General features: G+C 68.2%; 20 protein-coding genes and 7 pseudogenes. 11 read left to right on the forward strand and 16 right to left on the reverse strand.

The window, feature by feature from the left end; translation table 11 throughout:
* Window positions 1-314: 314 nt before the first annotated feature.
* On the reverse strand, window positions 315-707 hold the full coding sequence (locus C1I97_RS09055) for an ester cyclase (RefSeq protein ID WP_111002711.1): 393 nt from the start codon (window positions 705-707) through the stop codon (window positions 315-317).
* A gap of 417 nt (window positions 708-1124) precedes the next feature.
* Between C1I97_RS09055 and C1I97_RS42660 the strand changes: the two are divergent.
* A pseudogene (locus tag C1I97_RS42660) lies at window positions 1125-1406 on the forward strand (cupin domain-containing protein); the annotation flags it as partial.
* A 306-nt stretch (window positions 1407-1712) separates the two neighbouring features.
* Here C1I97_RS42660 and C1I97_RS42665 read toward each other — a convergent pair.
* Both C1I97_RS42665 and C1I97_RS09070 read right to left on the reverse strand, forming a co-directional pair.
* Window positions 1713-1871, reverse strand: a pseudogene (locus C1I97_RS42665) (hypothetical protein); the annotation flags it as partial.
* Between the two features lie 81 nt (window positions 1872-1952).
* Window positions 1953-2612, reverse strand: coding sequence for a TetR/AcrR family transcriptional regulator (locus C1I97_RS09070; protein ID WP_111002712.1), 660 nt, complete (start codon window positions 2610-2612; stop codon window positions 1953-1955).
* A 110-nt stretch (window positions 2613-2722) separates the two neighbouring features.
* Here C1I97_RS09070 and C1I97_RS09075 point away from each other — a divergent pair, with 110 nt between their 5' ends.
* Window positions 2723-3466: an SDR family NAD(P)-dependent oxidoreductase gene (locus tag C1I97_RS09075; RefSeq protein ID WP_111002713.1), complete on the forward strand. Its 744-nt coding sequence runs from the start codon at window positions 2723-2725 to the stop codon at window positions 3464-3466.
* A 254-nt stretch (window positions 3467-3720) separates the two neighbouring features.
* Here the strand turns inward: C1I97_RS09075 and C1I97_RS09080 are convergent, their stop codons facing one another.
* Window positions 3721-4266, reverse strand: a complete 546-nt coding sequence (locus C1I97_RS09080) for a TetR/AcrR family transcriptional regulator (protein WP_111002714.1) — start codon at window positions 4264-4266, stop codon at window positions 3721-3723.
* Window positions 4267-4402: 136 nt separating this feature from the next.
* Here C1I97_RS09080 and C1I97_RS09085 point away from each other — a divergent pair, with 136 nt between their 5' ends.
* Window positions 4403-5413 (forward strand): NADP-dependent oxidoreductase, encoded by a 1011-nt coding sequence (locus tag C1I97_RS09085; protein WP_181446647.1) that lies wholly within the window; start codon window positions 4403-4405, stop codon window positions 5411-5413.
* Window positions 5414-5468: 55 nt separating this feature from the next.
* Here the strand turns inward: C1I97_RS09085 and C1I97_RS09090 are convergent, their stop codons facing one another.
* Window positions 5469-6527, reverse strand: coding sequence for an IS630 family transposase (locus tag C1I97_RS09090; protein WP_258382491.1), 1059 nt, complete (start codon window positions 6525-6527; stop codon window positions 5469-5471).
* Between the two features lie 475 nt (window positions 6528-7002).
* Between C1I97_RS09090 and C1I97_RS09095 the strand changes: the two genes are divergently transcribed.
* Window positions 7003-7431 (forward strand): nuclear transport factor 2 family protein, encoded by a 429-nt coding sequence (locus C1I97_RS09095; RefSeq protein ID WP_258382489.1) that lies wholly within the window; start codon window positions 7003-7005, stop codon window positions 7429-7431.
* Window positions 7428-8576, forward strand: a pseudogene (locus tag C1I97_RS09100) (Re/Si-specific NAD(P)(+) transhydrogenase subunit alpha); the annotation flags it as partial. The gene C1I97_RS09095 and the pseudogene C1I97_RS09100, both read left to right, overlap by 4 nt.
* A gap of 14 nt (window positions 8577-8590) precedes the next feature.
* Here C1I97_RS09100 and C1I97_RS39775 read toward each other — a convergent pair.
* From C1I97_RS39775 to C1I97_RS09120, 4 genes and pseudogenes are all read right to left on the reverse strand, one after another.
* Window positions 8591-8755: a hypothetical protein gene (locus C1I97_RS39775; protein ID WP_181446648.1), complete on the reverse strand. Its 165-nt coding sequence runs from the start codon at window positions 8753-8755 to the stop codon at window positions 8591-8593.
* Between the two features lie 190 nt (window positions 8756-8945).
* A pseudogene (locus tag C1I97_RS42670) lies at window positions 8946-9278 on the reverse strand (transposase); the annotation flags it as partial.
* A gap of 154 nt (window positions 9279-9432) precedes the next feature.
* Window positions 9433-10625, reverse strand: a pseudogene (locus C1I97_RS09115) (IS3 family transposase).
* Between the two features lie 101 nt (window positions 10626-10726).
* Window positions 10727-12217: an MFS transporter gene (locus C1I97_RS09120; RefSeq protein ID WP_111002720.1), complete on the reverse strand. Its 1491-nt coding sequence runs from the start codon at window positions 12215-12217 to the stop codon at window positions 10727-10729.
* A gap of 585 nt (window positions 12218-12802) precedes the next feature.
* On the opposite strand from C1I97_RS09120, the gene C1I97_RS09125 reads away from it, so the two are divergent.
* Together C1I97_RS09125 and C1I97_RS09130 are read left to right on the forward strand one after the other, a co-directional pair.
* Window positions 12803-14293 carry an aldehyde dehydrogenase gene (locus tag C1I97_RS09125; RefSeq protein ID WP_111002721.1) on the forward strand — a complete coding sequence of 497 codons (1491 nt, stop codon included), beginning with the start codon at window positions 12803-12805 and terminating at the stop codon, window positions 14291-14293.
* 279 nt (window positions 14294-14572) lie between these two features.
* Window positions 14573-15223 (forward strand): NADPH-dependent F420 reductase, encoded by a 651-nt coding sequence (locus C1I97_RS09130; RefSeq protein ID WP_111002722.1) that lies wholly within the window; start codon window positions 14573-14575, stop codon window positions 15221-15223.
* A 51-nt stretch (window positions 15224-15274) separates the two neighbouring features.
* On the opposite strand, the gene C1I97_RS09135 is transcribed toward C1I97_RS09130, so the two are convergent.
* Window positions 15275-15724, reverse strand: a complete 450-nt coding sequence (locus C1I97_RS09135) for an RNA-binding domain-containing protein (protein WP_181446649.1) — start codon at window positions 15722-15724, stop codon at window positions 15275-15277.
* 124 nt (window positions 15725-15848) lie between these two features.
* Between C1I97_RS09135 and C1I97_RS09140 the strand changes: the two genes are divergently transcribed.
* Window positions 15849-16940: an integrase core domain-containing protein gene (locus tag C1I97_RS09140; protein ID WP_111002731.1), complete on the forward strand. Its 1092-nt coding sequence runs from the start codon at window positions 15849-15851 to the stop codon at window positions 16938-16940.
* Window positions 16837-17418 (forward strand): annotated as a pseudogene (locus C1I97_RS09145) (IS1634 family transposase); the annotation flags it as partial. The gene C1I97_RS09140 and the pseudogene C1I97_RS09145, both read left to right, overlap by 104 nt.
* A gap of 260 nt (window positions 17419-17678) precedes the next feature.
* On the opposite strand, the gene tpg (C1I97_RS09150) reads toward C1I97_RS09145, so the two are convergent.
* The 6 genes and pseudogenes from tpg (C1I97_RS09150) to tpg (C1I97_RS09175) all read right to left on the reverse strand — a co-directional run.
* Window positions 17679-18233 carry a telomere-protecting terminal protein Tpg gene (gene tpg / locus C1I97_RS09150; RefSeq protein WP_111002724.1) on the reverse strand — a complete coding sequence of 185 codons (555 nt, stop codon included), beginning with the start codon at window positions 18231-18233 and terminating at the stop codon, window positions 17679-17681.
* A 320-nt stretch (window positions 18234-18553) separates the two neighbouring features.
* A complete protein-coding gene (locus tag C1I97_RS09155) occupies window positions 18554-18859 on the reverse strand; it encodes a transcriptional regulator (protein ID WP_111002725.1) in 306 nt (101 codons plus the stop codon).
* The gene (locus C1I97_RS09160) at window positions 18852-19319 is read right to left on the reverse strand and encodes a hypothetical protein (RefSeq protein WP_111002726.1); all 468 of its coding nucleotides are present in this window, start codon (window positions 19317-19319) and stop codon (window positions 18852-18854) included. Before C1I97_RS09160 ends, C1I97_RS09155 begins: the two co-directional genes overlap by 8 nt.
* A 646-nt stretch (window positions 19320-19965) precedes the next feature.
* Window positions 19966-20496: a hypothetical protein gene (locus tag C1I97_RS09165; protein ID WP_111002727.1), complete on the reverse strand. Its 531-nt coding sequence runs from the start codon at window positions 20494-20496 to the stop codon at window positions 19966-19968.
* Entirely contained in the window at window positions 20493-20741 is a 249-nt protein-coding gene (locus C1I97_RS09170; RefSeq protein WP_111002728.1) for a helix-turn-helix transcriptional regulator, read from the reverse strand. The genes C1I97_RS09165 and C1I97_RS09170 overlap by 4 nt, the downstream gene beginning before the upstream one ends.
* Before the next feature lie 172 nt (window positions 20742-20913).
* Window positions 20914-21225, reverse strand: a pseudogene (gene tpg, locus C1I97_RS09175) (telomere-protecting terminal protein Tpg); the annotation flags it as partial.
* Window positions 21226-21933: 708 nt separating this feature from the next.
* On the opposite strand from tpg (C1I97_RS09175), the gene C1I97_RS39780 reads away from it, so the two are divergent.
* Together C1I97_RS39780 and C1I97_RS09180 are read left to right on the forward strand one after the other, a co-directional pair.
* Window positions 21934-22101 carry a hypothetical protein gene (locus C1I97_RS39780; RefSeq protein WP_181446650.1) on the forward strand — a complete coding sequence of 56 codons (168 nt, stop codon included), beginning with the start codon at window positions 21934-21936 and terminating at the stop codon, window positions 22099-22101.
* Window positions 22102-22246: 145 nt separating this feature from the next.
* Complete coding sequence (locus C1I97_RS09180; RefSeq protein WP_111002730.1) at window positions 22247-23164, forward strand: cellulose-binding protein; 918 nt, start codon at window positions 22247-22249, stop codon at window positions 23162-23164.
* Window positions 23165-23724 lie beyond the last annotated feature (560 nt).

Below are 23724 nucleotides of genomic sequence, written 5' to 3' on the forward strand. Positions count from 1 at the left end.
ATCCTCACCGAACCCGAACCCGGCCTGTTCGCTCAGCCCCGCGCCTGACCACCACCAAGCGGCGACGACCAGCAGCCCTCACCCAACCTCAACCACGAAACGGACAAGAACTCACGTACCGCACTCTGAGGCCGGGGTCTTCGTGTCTGTGTGGGCGTATGCAGTGCTGAGCGGCATTGTGACGGGTGTTGTGGACTGTTCCGGACCGACGCTGAGCCCGGCTCCACCATGCGGTGCCGGAGGTGTGCTCGCTACGCTCCGGCACGTACACCCGTTGCTCGGCGGCGCGTTGGCTCCGCTCCGCCGAGCGAAGGTCAGACGGTCAGCTGCCGGAGCATCTCGGCCGAATCGTGCAGCGCCGTCATCTGCACGAATCGTCCGTTCTCCACCCGGTAGATGGCGTACTCCACGATCTCGAACGAGGCGCCCGAAGGCGGGACACCGAGCCACTCCTTCACCGGAGTGCCGGTGTTGATGGCGCGCACCGCGATCCGGTCTCGGTCGAACAGCAGCTCCTTGACCTCCCAGTGGAGGTCCGGAACGGCATCGATGTCGTGCTTCTGAACCGCGAGGACGTCGTCCCGGTGCCCGGGCTCGCCGTTCAGCATGACCTCGTCGTTGATGAACTCGTCCATGCCGTCGAACTCGTGGGCGTTGAGTGCCGCGACGTAGCGCAGGTACCAGGCACGCAGACCGTTGTCAGTCATCAGATTCTCCTTATGTGTGCAGACCCGAGGGGCTTCTTTTTGTACCGATCGGTTGCTGCGTTGAGACTCTAGCAGATTCTGTACCGATCGGTTGCGGCTTGGCGCCATATTTTTGTACCGATCGGTAGAGCGGCTGATGAAAAGGACCGCTGAGCCTGAGGCATACCTAGTTCGCCAGCAGGGGCGACCGACACTGGTTGCGTGTACGCAGGTGGACAAACCCCAGCGGATACGGAGGGTGCGGCCGGGGCGGATCGGGAAAACCCGAGCCCCCGTGTTGCTCCCCAGGGGCTGGTTCGTTGATGGGGCGGCGTGTGCCGGCCGAGGTATGTCCGCAGGTCCCGGCTGTGTGGTTGCAGGAGCGCAACGGTGGCTTGACGCCAGGTGCTCGACCTCGTCGAGGTTCGCGGCCAGCCGGTGGAGTTCGAGCCCCAGGCGGGTGACTATGCCCTGCGCGTCGGCGGCGCGGACTTCGCCGTTGACGATGTCGTCCTCGGCGGGCACGTCGACCTCAACCCGGCCGGTGCGGCGCTGTTGGCGCAGGCGCTGCCGCCCGTCGCCCACATCCGAGCATCGGATGCCCCCGCGGCCGCTCTGCGCACGTGTGTCGACCGGCTGGTCGAGGAGGTGACGGGCGGGAGGATGGGTGCTGCCTTCGCGGTACGCCAGCACGCCCAGCTGTTGCTCCTGGAGGTGCTCCGGGCGTACCTCGGCCAGGCCGAGCTGCCGCCGGGATGGCTGCGGGCGCTGACCGACGACCGGCTGCGTCCTGCGCTGAATCTCATGCACGCCGAACCCGGACGGCCCTGGGGGCTGGAGGAGTTGGCCCGTGCCACAGCGATGTCGCTGCGACCATGGCGAGAGTCTGGAGCAACAGCCGGCCGAAGAGGTCGTTCCAGTCGTAGATCGAGGCGCCCATCCGAACAGGACGCTGCGGCCGGGCCGGTCGCTGAGGATATGGCAGGCCTCTTCGACGTTGCGGGCGAACCGGTCGAACTTCGTCCCGGTGAACACCGACCCGTCCCAGACGGCCGCGAGGGCCTGGTCGAGGCCGTTCCGGTTGCGGCGGGTGGTGCCGGAGAGGCCGCGGTCGATGTAGATGCGATCTTGTGGGACGCCGAGCGCGAACGTTGCCTGATTCGCGTTCCTTAATCCCGCAGCCAGGCGGTTCTACACCGATTGGGAGCGTATGGCACGCTTCGTCGTGGCCTTCGGCCCCGGCGTCGTCGGCGGGGCCGCCGTTCGCTACGCCCCGGTGGTCTCCGCCGCCGGGGCGACCGGGTTCCCCGAGGGCAGGTAAGCGGCGACCGCCCGCAACGCGACGTCCACCGCGGCCTGCAGATCCTCGCGCCCCGCGCCGGCCGCGGCATGGACGGCCAGGCCCTGGCCCAGGGTCACAACAAAACGAGCCAGAGCCGCGGTGTCGGTGCCTGCCACGAGGTCACCCTCCTTCTCCGCCCGGGCCAGCCGCTGCGCGAGCTCACCCTCGAAGACCGCCCGGAAACCGGCCAGGAACTCGGGGATACCGTTGTTCGACGGCGCACAGGACAGACCACCCAGGATGGACAGACAGCCCGGCGGATGACCGCTGCCGGTCAGAGCATCGACAGCGGCGCGCAGATAGCTCTCGATCACGGCGTACGCAGTCGGCTCCTCCAAGGTGCCCGCCGCGTACGCCACATACGTGTCCCTGTAACGGGCAAGGGCACGTCTGAACAACTCGTCCTTGCTGCCGAACACGATGTACAGGCTCGGCCTGTTGATGCCCATGGCCGCGGTGAGGTCACTCAGAGAAGCGCCCTCGTAACCGTGCTCCCAAAAGACACGGATCGCCTGGTCGAGGGCCTCGTCCTCCACGAAACCCCGCGGCCGTCCCCTGCCGTGGTAGGAAGCGGTGCTGCTCATGGACGCACCATACCATCCGGTACAAAAATACGGCTCCGCCGGCAACCGATCAGTACAAAAAGCTGCTACCGTGGCCGCGCAACCGAACGGTTCAAAAAAGGAGTCACTTCATGGGACAGCTCGACGGCAAGACCGCCCTCGTCACCGGCGCCACCTCCGGCATCGGCCTCGCGTCGGCCCGGGCGCTCGCGGCCGAGGGGGCGTACGTCTTCGTGACCGGGCGGCGCAAGGAGAAGCTGGACGAGGTCGTGGCCGGGGTCGGCGCCGACCGGGCGACCGGGATCCAGGCCGACGTCACCGACCTCGCGGACCTCGACCGGGTCATGGCGGCCGTCGGGGAGAGCGGCCGAAGCCTCGACATCCTGTTCGCCAACGCGGGCATCGCCGAAGTCGCTCCGCTGGGCGAGATCACCTGGGAGCACTTCACGAACACGTTCAACACCAACGTCGGCGGCATGATGTTCACCGTCCAGAAGGCGCTGCCGCTGCTGAAGGACGGTTCGTCGGTCATCCTCTGCGGTTCCAACGTTGCCATCAAGGCATCGCCGGCGATGAGCGTCTACGCCGCCACCAAGGCCGCCATCCGCTCCCTCGGCCGCACCTTCGCCGCGGAGCTGACCGGCCGGGGCATCCGCGTCAACACCATCGCCCCCGGGCCCACCGAGACCCCCGGCCTGCTCGGGGTGACGGGTGACGGCGAAGCGGAGCGCGCGGCCGTGATCGCGACCGTGCCCATGAGCCGCCTCGCCCGGCCCGAGGAGACCGCTGGCGTCGTGGCCTTCCTCGCATCCGACCGCAGCAGCTTCATGACCGGCGCGGAGGTCCACGTCGACGGCGGCGCCAGCCAGTTCTGACGCAAGGGCAGCGCCGCCCGCGCGGGAACACGTCTCCGGGCCTCAACTCCGGGTGATGCCAGCCACGTCCGTGCCGATCAGGTGCGGGCGCGGCAGGTCCGGTTTCTTTGCAGCAGGCGGCTGCGCCGACGGCATCCCTTCCATCTCTTTCGTGGTGCCAGGGCGGCGACGCCGGTCACCTGCGCTCGGCGATCTTGTTTGGCAAGACGTCCGAGACGCCCCGAACCTCTCGGCGTCGCTGCTCCCTGCGCTCGTCAGCTCGTCAGGATCGCGCTCGCGACGACCTCGAGGAGGTGATCGGCGCGTGGCGCGAACGACGGCTGGTCGCCGAGCCACGCGAGCGCCGCTACCAGCGCGAACAGATCAGTGCCGTCGATGTCCGTCCGCGCTGTGCCCGCGGCCTGAGCACGGGCGAGGAGCCCCGTGCCGGCTGCGCGCATGGTGACGCACGAAGCGTGCAGTGCGGACTCGGGGTCCTCGATGGCGGCCGCCATCAGCTCGGTGACGCCCCGGTACTCGTGCGCGACCGCCACGCAGTCGCGTAGCCACGAGACGAGAGCGTCTTCGGGCGAGCTCGACGCTTCGAACTCGCCCGCCTTTGCCGTCAGCTCGTCGAAGCTCGTGCGGAGCAAGGCGTCGAGCAGCGCCTCGCGTGTAGGGAAGTGACGGAGCAGCGTGGCGAGCCCCATGTCGGCCCTGCGCGCGATGTCGCGCAGCGATGCCTCGGCGCCCTGCTCGGTGATGACGGTGCCCGCGACTGCGAGCAGGCGGTCACGGTTCTTCCTGGCGTCGGCCCGCATCTGCCCCTCCTGACTATCCGAATCAGCGATTCACTTGACGATCCGGATCGGTGGTCCATATATTCGGATCAGTGATCCGGATAACCGGATCACTGATCCACTCAGCGTACCCCCAGGTGGGGGGCAGGAGGAAACGATGCCAACACGCACGATGAGAGCGATCCGGCTGCACGAGCACGGCGGCCCTGAGGTTCTGAGCTACGACGAGGCGCCGATGCCGGAGCTGGGGCCGGGTGAGGTGCTCGTCCGTGTTCACGCGGTCGGCATCAACCCTCCGGACTGGTACCTGCGCGACGGGCTGAGCAACATCCCTCCGGAGACGCGGCCGAAGTTCGACCTGCCCGTGATCCCGGGCACGGACGTCTCGGGCGTCGTCGAGGCCGTCGCCGCGGATGTGGAGGGCTTCTCCATCGGTGACGAAGTCTTCGGCATGCTCCGCTTCCCCAGCTTCGACGGCCAGGCGTATGCCGAGTACGTGACCGCGCCCGCGTCGGACCTCGCACGCAAGCCGGCCGGCATCGATCACGTGCACGCAGCCGGGGCGCCCATGTCCCTGCTGACGGCGTGGCAGTTCCTGATCGAGCTCGGACACGATCACCCCTCGCCCTTCCAGGAAGCGCGGCACCGCCCGGTGGCCCTCGCCGGCGCGACGGTGCTCGTCAACGGCGCTGCGGGCGGCGTGGGGCACTTCGGACTGCAGCTGGCGAAGTGGAAGGGCGCACGGGTCATCGCGGTGGCGTCGGGCGCGCATGAATCCTTCCTGCGCGAGCTCGGCGCCGACGAGTTCATCGACTACACCAAGAACCGTCCCGAGGAACTCGTCAACGGCGTCGACCTCGTCCTCGACGCCGTCGGCGGCCGCGACAGCAGCCGCTTCCTGCGCACGCTCAGGCGCGGCGGCGCCCTGTTCCCCGTGTTCTTCGGCGAGTACGACGAGGAGGAGACCGCGAAGCTGGGCGTCACGGTCTCCGGCACCCAGGTCCGCTCGAACGGCGCACAGCTCGCCGAAGTGGGACGCCTGCTGGACGCGGGCACGATCCGCGTCGCCGTCGACAGCACGTTCGCGCTCGCGGACGCCCAGGCAGCGCATGAACGCGCCGCCCGGGGCCACATCCAGGGCAAGATCGTGCTCACGGTCGCTCAGTAACGAACGAGCCGTTTGACAGGCGCGTCCGACGGCCGCCTTGGGGTCTAGTGGCTTGTCACGCAGCCTTGGCCGGGTAATCCGTCCATGACCGGATCGGTGAGTCGGGCGCGAAGTTCGTCTTCGGTTCCGCGCGGGTGTTGCGCCAGCGGACGTAGGCGGCGATGGCGGCGTTCTGTTCCGCGTGGCTGCGGTGGTCAGTGCCATTGAGGGCGAAGTAGCGCAGGGCCGCGAACTCGGCCTCGATCCAGTTCAGCCAGGAGCCGTAGGTCGGCAGGAAGACCAGCTCGATGTCGTTGCCGGCCGCCCAAGCGCGGACCCTGGCGTGCTTGTGTGGGGAGAAGTTGTCCAGCACCACATACAGCTTCTGCCCGGGCCAGCGGGCGCGCAGGACCTTGAGCAGGTCGAGGAACTCGTGCCACCGCTTGCGCGGGCGAATGCGGTAGTACAGCTTGCCGGTGGCCAGATCGAGGGCGGCGAGCATCTGCCGCACGCCGCCGTAGCGGTGGTAGGTGGCCCGCAGCCTGCGCGGACGCCGCACCGGGCCCCACGCCTTGCCCTTGCGGGGCATCAGGTTCAGCGGCCCGAACTCATCGACGCATATCACCCGCCCGTCGGCGGGCGGGGTGTCGTACAGCGCCAGGACGCGGTGCATCCTGGCGAGGAACTCCGGGTCGGGGGACGCCTTCCACGTGGTGGTGGTCTTCCAGGAGACCTTGCCGGCGCGCAGGACCCGGCGCAGGGTCTCCCGGCTGATGGCCGCGGTCACCTTCTGCTTGACGAGGTGGTCGGCGAGCTTGCTCAAACTCCAGGTGGAGAACGCGGTGATCTTCCAGTCGGCGGGGGACGTCCGGGCGATCAGGCAGATGTGCTCGCGCACCTTGTCACTGATCGTCTTGGGGCGTCCCCCGCTCCATTTTGGGGCCAGCGCGTCCAGCCCCTGCTCGTTGAAGGCGTGGATGACATCGCGGACGTAGTCCTCGCCGACCTGCAGCAGCGAGGTGATGTCCTTGACCGTCTGGCCCTGGGCGGACATCAGCACCACGATCGCCCGGCGGAGTTTCACCGGGTCCTTCGCACTCCGGCTGATCCGCTGCAGCTTCCGGCCCTCTTCCATGCTCACTGGCCGGACGAACACACTCGGTCGACGCCCCACGACCACCTCCAAGATCCGATCCTGGGGACAGTCTGCTGGCCGACGAGCAGCAGGTCGATTACCCGGCCAAGGCTGCGTGACGAGCCACTAGTTCTAGTGGGCATCGCTTCGCCGCAGGAGATCACCGAGGCGGCCGTATTCCTGATGCCCGACGATGCCGCGTACTCCACGGGCCGTCGCATCACTGTCACCGAAGCAGCGAGTGGGCGGCCTGACGGCAAAACGGTCGGTCGCAGGTCGGCGCGTGCCACCGGCGTCACGCGCCGGCCCTCCCACCGCACGCTGCGCGGCCGCTTTCGCCGACCACGCCCCCACTTTCACCCGAATCCTTCACTGAATCTTTCACCCGACCACCGACCACCGAGTACAAGCGAGGTCTGACATGACGACAACTGCGGCTTTCGGCTGGGGAAGCCACCACCTCCACACGACGCCCGTGGGCGAGGTGAATCTCGACCCCGCCGGCCAGCTCGCCGTCCAGCAGACGCTGGCGCGCTATGTCTTCGCCCTGGATCACGGAGATCTGACGGCGTTGGAGGGCGTCCTGACCGAGGACGCCACCTGGACGGCCACGATCGCCGACGAGGTCGAGCAGGGCCCGTTCGTCGGGCGCGCGGCGATTCTCGACCTGGTGCGGGGTGCGACACAGGCGCAGACCGATCAGCGAAGGCACAGCCTGACCAACATCGTCTTCCGCCGTGCGGACGCCGACACGGCAGTGGTGTGGGCCTACCTGACGCTGACGTCGAACGCGGACGGCAACCCGGCCGTGGTCACGACCGGCTTCTACACGTTCACGGTGCGGCATGCCGAAGACGAGTGGCGTATCGCGGACCTGTTCATCGGTCTGGACAGCGCCGCATGAAGCCCGGCGACCACCAAATCATCAAGCACAGAAGCAAGGAGAGCGGTGTGCCTCGTCTCGGGGTAGTGGCGGAGCCCGCCGGGGAGACCCGGGTGGCGGCGACGCCGAGCACGGTGAAGCAGTTGGCGGCACTCGGCTACGACGTCGTGGTGGAAAAGGGCGCGGGCAGCGCCGCGTCGTTCGCGGACGAGGCGTACGGCGAGGCCGGTGCCGGGATCGTCGGGGCCGGTGAGGCGTGGGCGAGCAATGTGGTGCTGAAGGTCAACGCGCCCACCCAGGAGGAGATCTCGCGGCTGGCCGACGGAGCGACGGTAGTCGGCATGCTCAGTCCGGCCCTGCGGCCCGACCTCGTCGAGTCGCTGGCCACGCGCCGCATCACGGCGCTGGCCGTGGACGCCGTCCCCCGCATCTCCCGCGCCCAGTCGATGGACGTGCTCAGTTCGATGGCGAACATCGCCGGCTACCGGGCGGTCATCGAGGCGGCTTCCGAGTTCGGCCGGTTCTTCACCGGGCAGGTGACCGCGGCCGGCAAGGTGCCCCCGGCAAAGGTGCTCGTGGCGGGCGCCGGCGTGGCGGGCCTGGCGGCGATCGGCGCGGCGAGCGGCCTCGGCGCAATCGTGCGCGCGACCGACCCCCGGCCCGAGGTGGCCGACCAGGTGAAGCCGATCGGCGGGGAGTACGTCAAGGTCGAGGATGCGATGGAGTCCTCCGACGGCTACGCGAAGGCCACCAGCGAGGCGTACGACCGCCGGGCCGCGGAGATCTACTCCGAGCAGGCCCGCGAGGCCGACATCATCATCACCACCACCGCACTCATCCCGGGCCGCCCGGCACCGAGGCTGATCACGGCCTCGGACGTGGCGAGCATGAAGCCGGGCAGCGTCATCGTCGACATGGCAGCCGCCCAGGGCGGCAACGTGGCGGGATCGGTCCCCGGCGAGCGAGTCGTCACCGACAACGGCGTGATCATCCTCGGGTACACCGACCTGCCCGGACGCCTGCCCGCGCAGGCCTCCCAGCTCTACGGCACGAACCTGGTCAACCTGCTCAAGCTGCTGACGCCCGGCAAGGACGGCGAGCTGACCATCGACTTCGACGACGTGGTCCAGCGGTCCGTCACCGTCGTATGCGACGGCGACAAGACGCAACGCCGGGAACTTTAGGTCCTCCATCTCCGTGTCCGGTCGGTGGCTGTGGTGATGGTGATGGCGATCTTCGCGTTCGTGATCGGGGTGTTCTTCCTGGTCGTGTTGTAGGCGAAGGTCGAGATCGGGCGTTTGACGCGGCGGGGCAGGATCCTGGTCGGGCGGTGCGGCGGTGCCAACTCGCGTGGGTGCAGGATGGCGTGGCGGATGCCGGGGGTGGGCTGGCACCCGTGTCGTGGTCCCGGTCGCGGTGATCCCGGTGTGGCGGGCAGTCCGGATGGTGACGGCCAGTGAGATCCGGGAGGGGTCGATCCCGGCGTGGGTGGCGGCGTCGACGGCGATCTGCCGTGCGACCTGGTAGACCACGAGCAGGCCGAGCAGTTCCTGGCGGGCGTCGTCGGTGTGGTGCGAGCGCAGCACGCGGTCCGACCCACGCAGCGTGATCTTCAGCCCGGAGTACGCGGTCTCGGCCTGCCACCTTCGGTGGTAGAGCTCGGCGAGTTCGGCAGCCGGGTAGCGCCGGTGATCCAGCAATGTGGTGAACAGCCGCAGGCTCGTTGTCGTCGTCGTGCCATCGGCAGCGCGGACCACCACCTCGGCCTCGATCACGCGGATGGCGACCCCGGCGATCTGTGGTGGTGCCGTGCGCTTGTGGCGGCTCCACCGGCGCAACCGGTCGCGTTCGTTGGTCCCGGTGGACATCGAGTGGAGTTGCCCCGGTCTGACAGACACCGATGGGCTTGCGCGCTATGCGGCTGCGGAGAGCACTCTATGTGGTGTCTTCGCGGCGTGACGACGTTCGTACTCGGCTGGGCTGTGAGCTGCCCCGAGTTTCGTAGAGTCCGGCGATCTTGTTTCAGGCGGAGTGCGGGGAGGCTTCCCGTTGTCGCCACCAGTCGCGTTCGTACTCGGCGGGCGGTACGTAGTCGAGGGCGGAGTGGAGCCGTTCCTCGTTGTACCACGTGACCCACTGGAAGATCGCCCGCTCGACCTGGTCGAAGTCCTTCCAGGGGCCCTGCATCTCGATCAGCTCGGCCTTGAAGGTGCCGTTCAGGGCCTCGGCCATCGCGTTGTCATAGCTGTCCGCGACCGAGCCGACCGAGGCCGAAGCCCCGATGTCGGACAGCCTCTCGGTGTACCGAATTGATACGTATTGCGACCCGCGGTCGCTGTGGTGAATGAGACCGGAGTCCTTCTTGATCCTCCGTCTCCACAACGCCATCTCCAGGGCATCCAATGGCAGTTCGGTCCGCATATGGTTCGCGACCTGCCAGCCCACGATCATCCGTGAGTACACGTCCAGGACGAACGCCACGTACGCCCAGCCCGACCACGTGCGGACATACGTCATGTCCGCCACCCACAGCTGATCCGGCCGCGAGGCGGTGAAGTCGCGGTCGACCAGGTCCGGCGGGCGGGGCACCGATGGCTCCGGCACGGTGGTCCGCCGCCGCTACCCGCGGAGCACACCCTCCAGACCCAGCTCGCCCATTAGCCGCTCGACGGTGCAGCGGGCCACGACGACGCCCTTGCGCCGCAGCGCGCGGGTGATCCGCCGGGCCCCATAGGTGCCGCCGGATTCGGCGTGAACCCGTTCGATCAGCGGCATGAGCTGCTCATCGCGGAGCCGGCGGGCCGACTTCGGCCACTTCTTGCGGGCGAAGTACGTCGACGGCGACAGCTCCAGCACCCGGCAGACGGGATCGACCCCGAGGCCCTTCTGGCGCAGGTGGTCGATCACTTGCTCGGCCTCGTCCGGGGACGGTCGATCTCCTGGGCAAAAAACACGCTGGCGGCTTTCAGGATCTCGTTCGCCCGCTTCAATTCCGCGACTTCTTTGCGGAGTTGCTTCAGCTCCTCGCGTTCGGCGGTGGTGAGCCGGTCGTCTCGGTCACCGGCGTCGGCTTCGGCCTGGCGGACCCACCCCCGCAGGGCTTCTTTGTGGATACCGAGGTCCCGGGCGACATGCGCGACCGGGCGGCCGGTGGTGCGGACTTCGCGGACGGCCCGCTCGCGGAGCTCGTCCGGGTATTTACGTGGTGCTGGCACTACTCGTGGTTCTCCTTCGAGCCAGGATCATAAGCCTGGCTTCAGGGACTCCACGAAACCGGGGTCAGCTCATGTCAGGACCCGACACAGCTTCAGGTAACTCAGCCAGCTTCTGGCGAAACGGCTGCGTCGTCGGACGGCGTGGCCCGGCCGCGTCGCCGGAGCAAGAACGCCGCGGTGAGCAGCGAGGCGCCGGCGAGTACGCCGACGATCACGCTCACCGCGCTCCTCATCCCCGGCAGCAGCTGGCCGTGGACCGGCGTGCCCGAACCGAGGACCGCCGAGACGACGGCAATCACCACGATCGTGCCGACCTGGAGGCTGGTGTTGACCAGCCCTGAGGCCAGGCCCTGCTCCTCGCCGGCGACGCCGGCGGTGGCCTGGACGTTGAGGGATGCGAAGCCCAGGCTGAAGCCGACTCCGAAAAGGATCATGGTCGGGAGCAGGAACTCGGCGTACGGCATGGACGGAGTGGTCCGCAGGAACAGGCCGTACGCCACGGCGCAGGACAGCAGTCCGAGCAGGATGGATGTCGGAGTGCCGAGTCGCCCGACGACGGGGCCGAGGCGGGGAGCCACAAGGATCACGACCGCGCCGGCGGGGAGGAAGGCCATGGCCATGCCGATCGGCGACCAGCCGAGGGCGTTCTGTACGTACAGAGTGGCGATGAACTGGAAGGCGGCGTAGCCGCCGGAGATGGCGAAGCCGGCCATGTTGGCGTGGACAAGAGCGGAGTTGCGCAGGATGCCGAGGCGGAGCAGGGGGCGCTCATGGCGCAGCTCGATCGCGATGAAGGCGGCCATCAACGCGGCACTGACTGCCAGCAGCACGAGGGTCGACACGCTGCCCCAGCCCCGGGTCGGCGCCTCGACGACCGCGTAGACGAGTACGAGCAGGGAGCCGGTGACGGTGAGGGCGCCGCCCAGGTCGAAGTGGGCCAGGCGGACGCGAGCGGTGTTCTCGGCCTTGGGGATCACTTTGAAGCCGATGGCGACGAAGGTCAGGGCGACTGGTCCGGGGAGCAGGAGCGTGGCCCGCCACCCGATCTCGGTCAGCAGGCCGCCGATGACGAGCCCGAGCGAGTACCCGCTGGCCACGCAGAGGGTGTAGATCCTCAGCGCCCGGTTGCGCGCCGGACCTTCGGCGAAGATGGTGGTGAGGATGGACAGTCCGGCGGGGACGGTGAAGCCCGCCGCGACCCCCTTGACGAAGCGCAGGGCGATGATGGCGAACTCGTCGCTGAGGGCGGCACTGATCACCGAGGCGACGCCGAAGACCGAGACCGCCACCAGGAAGACAGCCCGCCGGCTGACGAGATCCGCGGTCCGGCCGCCGAGGAGCAGCAGGCCGCCGTAGCCGAGGACGTAGCCGCTGACGATCCACTGCAGCGAGCCGGCCTCCAGATGCAGGGAGCGGCCGATGGACGGGAGGGCGACCCCCATCATCGAGGTGTCGAGGCCGTCGAGGAAAACGGCACCGCAGACGACGACGAGCAGGAGCCAGATGACTGGCGTCCAGTGGACGCCGCGAACGATACTCGCGGCCGGGAGGGTGCGAGGCGGCAGGGCCTCAGAAGTTTTCGAAGTGGTCATCGGCGGTCCGGGGCGGCGCCGTTTTTTGGCCCGCCTCCGTCCCCCTTTCCATCTCTGCGCGCGGTTTTCCCGCACGCGGCTTACCGGTGGTCGTCTTGTGCATTGCGTCAGACCTGGCTGGCGCCGCCGATTCGGCGTAGATCTCCGCACCGCACCGGTCGTGGACCTGTAGCGGTCGGAGGCGAACAAGGCCGCGATGCCGACGGGCCATTTTTGTACCGATCGGTTGCGGTGCTGCTGCATGTTAGCAGCTTCTGTACCGATCGGTTGCCGCCTAGTGTCGCATTTCGCACTGGTCGGCAGCTGGGTCGACGGGGGGATCGGCGGACCCGAGGTGTGCCCACTTCGTCGGCGTGCGGGGGATCGGTGCTGGTCGTGGATGCGCCAGTTGAAGTGCGGTCGGGTTTGCGGGCGACTCGGGGGAGTGCCCTCGTGCCCTCACCCCGGAGGGGCGCGGATCGCCCGGTCGGGGGTCGCCCCTTCGTGTGCGACCTCCGCCACCAACCGGTCAGTACAAAAACCTGCTAGCGTTGCCCGCGCAACCGAACGGTACAGAACCGTGCTGGGAGTGCTGGGAGGCACAGAATGAGCCGGACAGACGCGCCGATCCGCCACGCAGATCGGTTCTTCATTGGCGGGCAGTGGGTGACGCCATCGTCCGACGCCACGATCGACGTCATCGACTCCGGCACCGAAGAGCTGTACTTCAGCGTCGCCGAGGCCCAGGCCGCCGACATGTCGCGGGCGGTCGGGGCGGCGCGGGAGGCGTTCGACAACGGCCCCTGGCCGTGGCTGACCCACGCGCAGCGGGCGGAGTGCCTGCGGGCGCTCGGCGCCGAACTCGAGAAGCGATCGGCGGCCATCGGGCAGCTCTGGCCGCGCGAGGTCGGCGTGCTGCACACCATCGCCCGCGGCGCCGGCGCGTACGCGCAGCGCATCTTCGGCGCGTCCGCCGACCTGGCCGACACGTTCCCGTTCGAGGAGCCTGTAAAGCCCACAGCCGGCGGGCAGTTCGGCCTGATCGTCCGCGAGCCTGTCGGCGTCGTCGGCGCGATCGTCCCGTGGAACGGTCCCCTGGAGATGAGCAGCTTCAAGATCGCCCCGGCCCTGTCGGCCGGGTGCACCGTCGTTCTGAAGTCCGCTCCTGAAGCGCCGGGCGAGGGGTACCTGATCGCCGAGGCGGCCGAGGCCGTCGGCCTGCCGCCGGGCGTGCTCAACGTCGTCACTGCCGACCGCGAGGTCTCCGAACTGCTGGTCCGCGACCCGCGCGTGGACAAGATCACCTTCACCGGGTCGACCGCGGCCGGGCGCCGGATCGCCTCGATCGCCGGCGAGCGGATCGCCCGCTACACGCTGGAACTCGGCGGCAAGTCCGCTGCGGTGATCCTCGATGACGCGGACATCGAGACGGCGGCGGCGACCCTGGCGAAGGCGGAAACCCTCGGCACCGGGCAGGTGTGCGCGTCGCTGACCAGGATCGTGGTCTCCCGTCCGCGGCACGACGAGTTCCTGGAGGCGCTGGCGAGCGCGTTCTCCCAGATGCGGGTGGGCGACCCGTTCGATGCCGCGACACAGATGGGCCCGCTGGCCGCGCAACGGCAGCGGGACCGGGTCGAGGGCTACATCGCCAAGGGCATAGCCGACGGCGCGACACTGGCCACCGGTGGCCGCCGTCCCGCCGGTCTCGACCGTGGCTGGTACGTCGAGCCCACCGTCTTCGGCAACGTCGACAACCACTCCGTCATCGCGCGGGAGGAGATCTTCGGGCCGGTCCTGTCGGTGATTCCCGCCGACGACGAGCAAGACGCGGTACGGATCGCCAATGACACCATCTACGGGCTGAACGCCTCGGTGTTCACCAGCGACGTCAACCGGGCTCGCCAGGTCGCGGCACGGCTGCGGTCAGGCACGGTGGGGCACAACGCGTTCCGCAGCGACCTGGGCATTGCCTTCGGCGGTTTCAAGCAGTCCGGCATCGGCCGGGAGGGAGGCCGCGAAGGACTCCTGCCGTTCCTCGAGGTCAAAACCGTCATCCTCGAAGGAAACCCGGAAGGCTACGAGGACACCACGCTGTAGCCAGGTCCTCCAGGGGCTTTCTCCAGCCCCGTCCCGCAGCCGGGAAACCGGCGCGGGCGTTCGTCGGCCGACATCGTTCTCCGAACGTGGGCGTCACCGGCGAGGAGCAGGGGCCGGCCTGGGGCCTGGCCACAACACCGGTCGGCAGGACCGGGTGTGGTCGATGGGGTGCCCGTCGGTGCCTCGCTGGTCAGCTTCGTCTTTTCATACACGCCGCCATAGCCGAAACCAGGCCGGGCGACGGCGCAAACGTCCCACCGGAAGTTGAGGTAAGGATCCATGACCGTAATCGGCATCATCGGCGCAGGTGAGGTCGGCAGCACGCTCGCCCGTGCGGCGATCGCGCAGGGCTACGACATCGTCATCGCGAATTCCCGCGGTCCGCAGACCCTGACCCAGCTCATCGCCGAACTCGGCCCCTCGGCACACGCCGCGACCGCCGCCGAAGCCGCCGCCGCGGCTGATTTCGCCATCGTCGCCGTCCCGCTCAAGCTGGTCAACAACATGCCCGTGGAGCAGCTCGCGGGCAAGATCGTCCTCGACACGAACAACTACATGCCCTGGCGCGACGGCCACTACCCCGTCGTCGACTCGGGCGAGAAGACCGTGCACGAGCTCCGTCAGGAGCAGCTTCCCACCTCGAAGGTGGCGAAGGCATTCACGCACATCCAGGCGCCACGGTTCTTCGCCTCGGGCAGCCCGGCGGGCACGCCCGGCCGCCACGCGCTGTCCGTGTCGAGCGACTTCCCCGAGGCCGTGGAACTGGTCACGCGCCTGTACGACGAGTTCGGTTTCGACACCGTCGACAACAGCCCGCTGAGCGAATCCTGGCGCAGCGGCCCCGGCCAGCCCGCATGGAACGCACACCTGCACCAGACACGTGAGGAACTGGCCGTCCATCTCGCCCAGGCGCGACCGATGGTGGTCTGACGGACGAGTCCCTGGCGGTGACGATGTCCGACGCCCGCGGCCAAGCCACGGCTACCCGAGTTCGGTCAAGGCCTGTGGGCCGGGCATGCCGTGCGCCGTGGCGCCCATGGACAGCAGGCGCTGGACCTCCGTTCGGGGCAGCCAGTGGGTGCCGTCGGCATCGCGCCTCGGGACCGCGACGGTGTGAGCAGGGACCTTGCCCTGCTTGCCTGTCGGGGCTGCGACAACGAAGATCGTGGCCGGCGCCTGCTGCGGGATATCGATAAAGACCACGCGGTGCTGCCCGTCGTCGGACCAGTCCACAGTGATACCCCATGGCACGGGGGTGACGTGCTCACGTATCAGCTTGCGTACCTGGTCGAGGTCGACCGCGGACCGGTCGAGTGGGGCGATGGTGTCGAGCACTTCCTCGCCGTCTTCCAGTCGTGTGGTGACCCCGAGAACGAGGATTCCACCGCCGCCGTTGGCGAACGCGGTGACATCTTTGGCGAGTTCTTCCACAGAAGCAGGGTTGCGCGGCTCATACGGGGCCTGCGGGTGCCGAAATCCCCATCCATAGCCGTTGAGCTGCGTGTTCTCGTGAGTGGTCAACGTTCGCCGGATGGGCGTGTCAGGCTGCTGGATCGTGCTGCTGCGACTGTCCTACCTCGCCGTGTCGAGCGTGTTCGCCTTCATGCGGCTGCTGCCGATGAGCGATGTGGACAAGGACATCGAGACATTGACGCTGCGCCACCAATTGGCCGTCCTGCAGCGGCAGATCGACAGGCCGCGGGTCACCGCGGCGGACCGTGCCTTCCTTGCCGCGCTCCTGCACCGGCTCCCCAGGCCCAGGCTGCGGCAGCTGCACCTGATCGTCTCGCCGGACACGATCCTGAGGTGGCACCGCGATCTCATGCGCCGCCACCACGCCGGCGCCTCCCGCCGCAAGCGGCCCGGCAGACCGCCGACCCGCCGCGCCATCCAGGCTCTCGTCCTGCGCCTGGCCCACGAGAACGCAGGCTGGGGCTACCGGCGCATCCACGGCGAACTCACCGTCCTCGGCATCAAGGTCGCACCCTCCACCGTGTGGGAGATTCTGCGAGCACACGGGATCCAGCCCGCGCCCGAACGCGACCGCCAGACCTGGGCCACGTTCCTGCGTAGCCAGGCACACGCGATCCTGGCCTGCGACTTCTTCACCGCCACCACCCTGAACGGCGCGAGCGTGTACGTCTTCGCCGTCATCGAGCACGCCAACCGTCGTGTCCGCATCCTCGGCGTGACCACCCACCCCACCGCGGCCTGGGTCATCCAGGCCGCGAGGAATATGGTGATGGACCTTCAGGATGCCGGCGCCACGGTCACGCACCTGATCAGGGACCGCGACAGCAAGTACACCCGCGCGTTCGACGCCGTCTTCGCCGCCGAGGGCATCGAGGTCGTCACCACCGGCATCCGCATTCCCCGGATGAACTCGATCATGGAACGTTGGGTGCAGACCTGCAGGCGCGAACTCCTCGACCGTACCTTGATCTGGAACCAGTCCCATCTGCTGCACGCGCTCCGCGAGTTCGAGTCTTTCTATAACGGGCATCGGCCTCACCGCACCCTGCACAGCGCGGCGCCGCTTCGGCCAGTCCCCGACCCGATCACCGAGCCGGACCGAGTCGACCACCTCGAAGTCCATCGACGTGATCGACTCGGCGGCGTCCTCCACGAGTACGCTCATGCCGGTTGACCTGCGAGGACGTAATATTCGGCACCCGCAGCTGCTGCGGATCGACAAGGCGGCGATCAAGGCCGAGGAGCGCCTGGACGGCAAGTTCCTCCTGCGCTGCAGCGACCCGCACCTGTCGGCCGAGGACATCGCGACCGGCTACAAACAGTTGCTGGAAGTCGAACGCGGCTGGCGCGACATGAAAACGATCATCGATCTCCGGCCCGTCTACCACCGCAAGGAAGACCGGATACGCGCCCATGTCCTGCTCTGCTGGCTCGCGTTGCTCCTGATCCGCATCGCGGAGACCACCTGCGAGGACACCTGGCTGAACCTGCGCGAGGAACTTGAGCGCATCCACGTCGGCACCTTCACCGGCCCCGCCGGAACCTTCCGTCAGCGCACCGAGACCAGCCCCGCCCAGCGCGCCATCCTCGCCAAGCTCAAGATCTCCGAGCCCAAGCGCATCATCACCCTGGAACCCGGCGCAACCGCCTGACCTGCACGAACACCCTCGCCTAGACACACGCCGATCCAGCGTGCGCTCAGGCATATCCACAGGTCAAACCCCATATTCGCGTACTAGAGCGCCACCTCAGCTGCGGAACTCAGGCGAGCGCCACGGATCGACGGTTTGGCACAGCTGACGGACGATCTAGTTGACAGACTGCCGCTTGCGACCAGCGAGAGTACCCCCGAGAGCCGGTCACACCAGCCATTTGACCTGCAGTTTCAAGTTGGCGGAGGCTCACTGGAGTACTAGAGGTCGAAGATCAACTGCTCCACATCGGTGAATTCCACCGCCAGGCCGTGGGCGCGGCGGCCGCCGTCGCGGAAGTAGACCTCGCCGAGGCCCTCGGCGGCGATGCCGCGCAGCTGCTGCTCACTAGCGCCGGCGTCGTGGGCGTCGAAGAGACGGGCCGCGTACTGCGGGGGCAGGGCGAGGGTGAGGTGGCGGATCCGGGCGTCGTCGGTGGTGCCGGGCGCGGCGGTGAAACCGAACCGGGCCCGGGTGTCGACGACCAGACCCGTGCTGGTGGCCGCCTGGCGGCGGGCGCGCTCGCGGACGCGGGGCTGCCACCGGGCGCGCACCGCGTCCTCCAGGCGTCGGGCGAGGTCGGCGCGGGGCCGGCGGATCTGGTCCTTGACGTACCGCTCGACGGTGCGCTGCGAGACGCCGAGCAGGTCGGCCACCGCGCGGGTGCCCTTGAGCGGCTTTACCAGGTAACGCATCTGGGCGCCGGCGGACTTGGGTATGGGGCGGGTGAACGCCTGCTGCACGGCCCGCTCGAGGCCGTCTCCGAGGATACCCACGGGGCTCTCCGTTCATGATCGGCTGTGTGGGCCGCTGTGCGGCGTTCACGGCCGGGCCGGGGGAAAAGTGTGCCCGGCGGCGGGCGGAGCGGGCCGCACAGCGGCGTCCAGGGCACGCTGCGGAGCAGCGGGCCGCGCTGGCGGAGCTGGGCATGGGATGGGCGTAGGCGGTCCAGTACCGCACTGCAGCAGGGGCGCATCCGTCACCGCCCGCGCCCCAACCACCGTGCGGGTGCGGTCTCCACGACGTGGGCGCCCTTGCGCGGAGTGTTGTCCTGTTCGCGCCGTCTCTTCGTTGTGGTGCGCGCAGCGTCGGGGTGTCAGCTGGAGGGTTTTGCGATTTCTTGGAGGGCGTGGATGTGAGCGTCGAACGCGGCCTGCCCTGACGGGGTGAGGGACAGCCAGGTCACTCTCCGCGCGTCTGTGCGGCTGGCGGAGGCGGCTTTGTGAGAGGATACGTAGCCGGTGTTCGCGAGAGTCTTGACGTGCTTGGACAAGGTCGCGTCGGGCACGTTCAGGGTGTCTCTGAGCACGGCGAAGTCGAGCTGGTCGACGCGGCGCAGAAGCCCGCAGATCCGGAGCCGCAGTGGGGCGTGGATCGTCTCGTCGAAATGCGGCTCACTCACGGCGCAGTTTCTCCGCTGCGGACTGGTAGGCGACGCCGGCCAGCCATGTCGTCACAGCGAACGCTGCCACGCTGATGGGGGCTACTGCCCACCTGGCGCCCAATGACACCAGGCCGAGCGCGACGCTGAACAGCGTGCTGCATGAGGCGAGGATCCCGATCACCGCCCAGGCCGCCCGAGTGCCCATCGCTCGGAAGCGAATGCCGGTCTCGCGTCGTATCAGGTGGGAGACCACGAGCACTCCGAGCAGTCCCAGCCAGCCAGATGATGGCGGTTCGAAGTTCGTGCCGGGGCTGGCCGTCGCCGCTGCTGCGACCCACCATGCGCCCAGGGCGCCGTAGGCAGCCAGCAGTGCCCGCGGCACATGGATGCTCTGGACGAGGCGCTCTCGGTCGGCAGTCAGTGTGTTCAGCGCATCGACCGCGTCGGCACGTGAGGATTCGTAAGAGTTACTTTCCATGACGGAAAGTCTATCCGGTCGAGTTCCACCCCGACGTCTCCCTTTCCGCCCGGGCCGCCGATTCAGGGCACTCCTGCCCACCCTCGCGGCCCGTCCGCCCCGCCGACTCCTGGCGACGGGGGCACAGGCCGTGGTGCCGTCTGGCGCGCACCGGGCCGCACTCCCCGCTTCCTTGCCGCGCCGGTCGGTGATTCTGGAAGATAGCGGTAAACACTGGGGTCCTTGCCAGGGTCAGGGCATGACGGCAGAAAAGGGGCCCCGCCGTGACAGGCGGGGCCCAAGATGCTGCTTGTCTCAGCAGTGAGCGGTCGGCGTCTGGAAGATGCCGCCGCTGTGGTTCAGCACGCCCGTGCTGTTGTAGCACATGTAGCTACCGGCCTTGCTTCAGGACTTCTTCACCGTCTGGCCGGCCCCGATGGTGAAGTAGCTGGAGTACGTGGTGGAGCCGGACATGGTGTAACCGAGACGGACGCTGACCGCGGTGGCGAAACATGACTGCGGGTGGCACCCCGTGGGGTGCCGCCCGCATGGGTCCGGTGTGTTACGGGTGCACCGAGCGCTGCAGGTGGCCCCTGAGTGCCTGAGTCGCCCGGCCGCTCCCCGATGCCTTGGGGCGATCAGCTGCCGGCCGGGCGCGGCGAACGCGTCAGGGAGCGGGGCTGTCGTCTTCGGCCGGCTCGTCCTGGGCCGTCAGGCCGGCCACCCACAACGGCATCAGCCAGTGCACTGCAAGGACTGCGATGAGTACCGGTGCCGCATACGCCGTGGGGGCCTTGCCGTTGGCCGCACCCGCGGTCAACAGGCCGCCGGCGGTGGCGGCAAGGAGGAGGGTCATCGCCCGGTGGGCGCGGGCCTGCACCCGGGCGCGTTCGGCGGACTGGCGTTCGTCCAGCGCTCGTTCGCGCAGTTCGAGCAGGCCACGGGTGGCCCCGTTGATCACCCCGGTCGCGACCATCCACGGCAGCAGCAGCGCCACCACGACGACGAATGCCCAGATCGCTTCCCCCTCCGCGAGGAAGAAGTAGGTCATGAGTCCGCCGATGGCCGCGGTCAGCACCACATGTGCGGCGACGACCAGGCGCCGGCGGGCGGCCGTGGCGTACAGCGGTCGGCTGCGGCGGTCGTTCATGAGCCGCAGCATGCTGCGGTCGTAGCGCGTCAGCGGCGTGGTCGTCATGACGTCTTCCTTCCGTAGATCTCATCCGTGAGCGGCCGGAACGGCTCGAGCGAGAACAGCGCCTCCACCGGCAGCTCGAAGAACTGCGCGATCCTCAGTGCCAGGTCGAGGCTCGGGTTGTACTGCCCCCGCTCGATGTAGCCGATGGTCTGGTAATGCGCTCCCACCGCCTCGGCCAGGCGCTGCCGCGACACCTTCCGCTCGGCGCGCACCATCGCCAGTCTGTTGTGCACCTGCTCGCTCATATATAAGAAGTACTACATCACGACAGAGGACTGCAACACCAGGCAGCACTTCTGTGGGCCCGGGTCTCACTGGCTCCGCTCTCACGCTCAGCCGGGCCACCCCAAGCGCTCAGGGAACAACTGCAGCGCCCAGCCACAGATCCGGAGCGACACCTGACCGTCGACCGACCGCCTACAGCTCGAACTCGAGGGGTTCGACGTCGGTGTACTTCCGCGACGCCAGCCGCGCGGCGGCCGGCGTCGCGGAAGTACACCTCCCCCAGGCCCTCGGCGGCGAGGTCGCGCAGCTGCCGCTCATAGGCGCCGGTCTCCTGGGCGGCGAAGAGGCGGGCCGCGTGCTGCGGGGCAGGGCGAGAGTGAGGTAACGGATGCGGGTGTCGTCGGTGGTGCCGGGCGTGGCGGTGAAGCCGAACCGGGCGCGGGTGTCGATGACCAGGCCGGTGCGGGTGGCGGCCTGGCGGCGGGCGCGTTCGCGGATGCGGGGCACCTCCACGGGCCCGTTCCCCCAGCGCCGCGACCGCGGCCTCATCCTGTTCGGCGGCGGCCAGCCACCGCCACACCGCACGCTCCCGCACCCCCAGCACGTCCGCCGCCGACCGCACCTGCCCAGTGGTGAGCTTCCCCTCCCGCCGCAGGACCAGCAACCGGCGCACCGCCGGCCACTACAACGCCCGAACAGACACAGCAGGCAACGCACCAGCCGCTCGGCCCGACTCCTCAGAAACCGGGCGCTCCACTTCCTGATCCACATCCCGAGCACACCAACCACCCACCGGCCAGTGAATAAGGACTCACAAAACTCAAGACAGCGTCACCCAGCACGGGATAACACCCCCACGACAGCGATGCCTGCGGATCTCTCACGTCCAGGACAGTAACCCCACGTCCCTAACCCACCACCGCCCAGTATCAACACACCCAGGTCCGCTGTCTCTCACCCGCTGTCCCGAAACCGAGAGATCGCAGCAGGAACTGGGCATGACATTTCCGCACAAAAGACTCATCTTCGCGTGCCGTTTTCGCCTGGGCCGCTTGTGACCTGCCTTGCCTGGCGCTCGTGCCGCTTCGTACAGGGCGAGGGAGCGGCGGCTGGTTGAGGGAGGCCTTCCTTCACTCCCGAGGGGGAAGGACCTTCTGTTCCCCATCTCGTGCCGGGTTGTACGGGCAGGCTGGCCGAGTTTCCGGTTCGGGGATGCTCCGGCGTGCTGCCAGGGCGGTCGCCTGGCCATGGCCGGCCTGTGAGCTCTTCCTCGCCGAGTTGCTGATGGCCGAGTGCGACGACCGGGCCCGCCGCCGCTCGGAACGGCGGTTCAAGGCAGCCGGCTTCGCACGCGAGAAGATGCTTATGTCCCTGCAGTGACTGAAAGGTTACATAACAAACTGAGGCTGGGTGATTACTCAGCGAATCTTTCTGATAAAAAGGATCATCCAGTGACTCAACTCAGCGGGTTGCCGGCGAGTCGTGCTGCAGCCGAGTTTCCCCTCTCATTCTCCACAGGAACTCCATGACTGAAACCTCCCTCCCCTCGCTCTTTGACCTCGTGCGTCGCGGCTACGACCGCGATCAAGTCGACAGCCGGGTCAACGAGCTTGTCGGTGACCGCAACAAGGCCCTCTCTCGCATAGCCGCACTGGAACAACGTATCCAGGAGCTGCTGGCAGAGACAGAGGCCCCCCAAGCGCAGGGCAGCGGCGCTGAACCCTCGTATGCGCTCCTGGGTCCACGCATTGAAGAGATCCTTCGTCTCGCTGAGGAAGAAGCCGAGGAGCTGGGCTGCGCGGCCCGCGAGGCCGCCGATCACGAGTATGCGGGGGCCGGGGCAGCGGCCGACCGTCTGCGGGCAGACGCCGACACGTTCGCGGCCGACCTCAAAGCCGAAAACGACCGACAATGCATGCAAATAGTCGAGAATGCCCAGGCGCGGGCCGCCGAACTGCGCACTGAGGCAAACAAACACGCGGCCGCCGTCCGGGAGGAAGCAGACGCTTTCTTCGAAGACACCCGCACCCGCGCCGCCCAGGCCGCAGCGGATTTCGAAGCAGGTCTTGCCAAGCGACGCGACCAAGCCGAACGCGACCTGGCCTCACGTCGGGCGAAAGTCGAAGCACGACTCGCGGAAATCGAGCGCCGCGCCGAACAAATGCGCCTGGAAGCCGAGAAGCTACGGAGGGACGCCGAACGCCGCGCCAGCGAGACCAAGCAAACAGCGCAACACCAGGCCGACGACATCCTCACCGAGGCGAACAACAAGGCCGACCGAATGCGCAGCGAGTTGGAACGGGAACTCGCTGCTTTGACCATCCGCCGCGAGAGCATCAGCGCACAACTGACCAATATCCGCGCCATGCTCGCCACCCTTACAGGCAGCACAGCAACTTCAGCCCTTGCGTTCGATGACGAAACAACATCCACTGCACCTTGACTCCGTATCGAGGCACGAGGATTCGCCGGAGCCGAAGGAGTTCGCTCAGCCGACTCGCTTTGTCACACCGGTGATCTACTCCCAGGTAGTGAAGCGGACGATCATTCCGGCTCGGAGGTGGAACTGCGGCGAGCGGTGTTCCATGAGCGCGGTACGTACAGGATGCTCGGGCGGATCTCGGGGTGCCGACGCAGCCGCAGCCGTGCAGGCAGGACACCCGCTTCCACGGCTGGGCGTGGGGCGCGGATAGTCGCCGCCTGCACTCCGGGAGAGGTACGCGGGCGGCACCAGGACAGGGGCGGGCCCGTTCATCCCCCGTGGCGGGCCCGCCCCCTGTTCACCTCGCGGCGTTTCGAGCGGAGTTCACGTGCAGCGTCATGTCCTGCCCATGGCTTGTCCGACGGTGGCGTTCTCCTCCGCGTGAGCGGCCGGCACTGCCCCGACCACGACCACGACCGGGACTGCTACCCCTACTGGCGTCGTTAGTCCGAAGAAATCTGTGCCGCCCGCCGTCATGAAAACGTGACTGCGGGCGGCGCAGCATGGAAAAGGGCGGAATT

Source organism: Streptomyces sp. NTH33, from assembly GCF_003236365.1.
GTDB lineage: Bacteria > Actinomycetota > Actinomycetes > Streptomycetales > Streptomycetaceae > Streptomyces.

Coding starts and splice junctions, on each gene's coding strand:
- C1I97_RS09070 (WP_111002712.1), bottom strand. CDS start 2,612: ATGAGCAGCACCGCTTCCTACCACGGCAGGGGACGGCCGCGGGGTTTC.
- C1I97_RS09090 (WP_258382491.1), bottom strand. CDS start 6,527: ATGGAAGAGGGCCGGAAGCTGCAGCGGATCAGCCGGAGTGCGAAGGAC.
- C1I97_RS09130 (WP_111002722.1), top strand. CDS start 14,573: ATGACCGTAATCGGCATCATCGGCGCAGGTGAGGTCGGCAGCACGCTC.
- C1I97_RS39780 (WP_181446650.1), top strand. CDS start 21,934: ATGCTCCGGCGTGCTGCCAGGGCGGTCGCCTGGCCATGGCCGGCCTGT.
- C1I97_RS09080 (WP_111002714.1), bottom strand. CDS start 4,266: ATGCGGGCCGACGCCAGGAAGAACCGTGACCGCCTGCTCGCAGTCGCG.
- C1I97_RS09120 (WP_111002720.1), bottom strand. CDS start 12,217: ATGACCACTTCGAAAACTTCTGAGGCCCTGCCGCCTCGCACCCTCCCG.
- C1I97_RS09170 (WP_111002728.1), bottom strand. CDS start 20,741: ATGAGCGAGCAGGTGCACAACAGACTGGCGATGGTGCGCGCCGAGCGG.
- C1I97_RS09125 (WP_111002721.1), top strand. CDS start 12,803: ATGAGCCGGACAGACGCGCCGATCCGCCACGCAGATCGGTTCTTCATT.
- C1I97_RS09165 (WP_111002727.1), bottom strand. CDS start 20,496: ATGACGACCACGCCGCTGACGCGCTACGACCGCAGCATGCTGCGGCTC.
- C1I97_RS09055 (WP_111002711.1), bottom strand. CDS start 707: ATGACTGACAACGGTCTGCGTGCCTGGTACCTGCGCTACGTCGCGGCA.
- C1I97_RS09160 (WP_111002726.1), bottom strand. CDS start 19,319: ATGGAAAGTAACTCTTACGAATCCTCACGTGCCGACGCGGTCGATGCG.
- C1I97_RS09085 (WP_181446647.1), top strand. CDS start 4,403: ATGCCAACACGCACGATGAGAGCGATCCGGCTGCACGAGCACGGCGGC.
- C1I97_RS09075 (WP_111002713.1), top strand. CDS start 2,723: ATGGGACAGCTCGACGGCAAGACCGCCCTCGTCACCGGCGCCACCTCC.
- C1I97_RS09180 (WP_111002730.1), top strand. CDS start 22,247: ATGACTGAAACCTCCCTCCCCTCGCTCTTTGACCTCGTGCGTCGCGGC.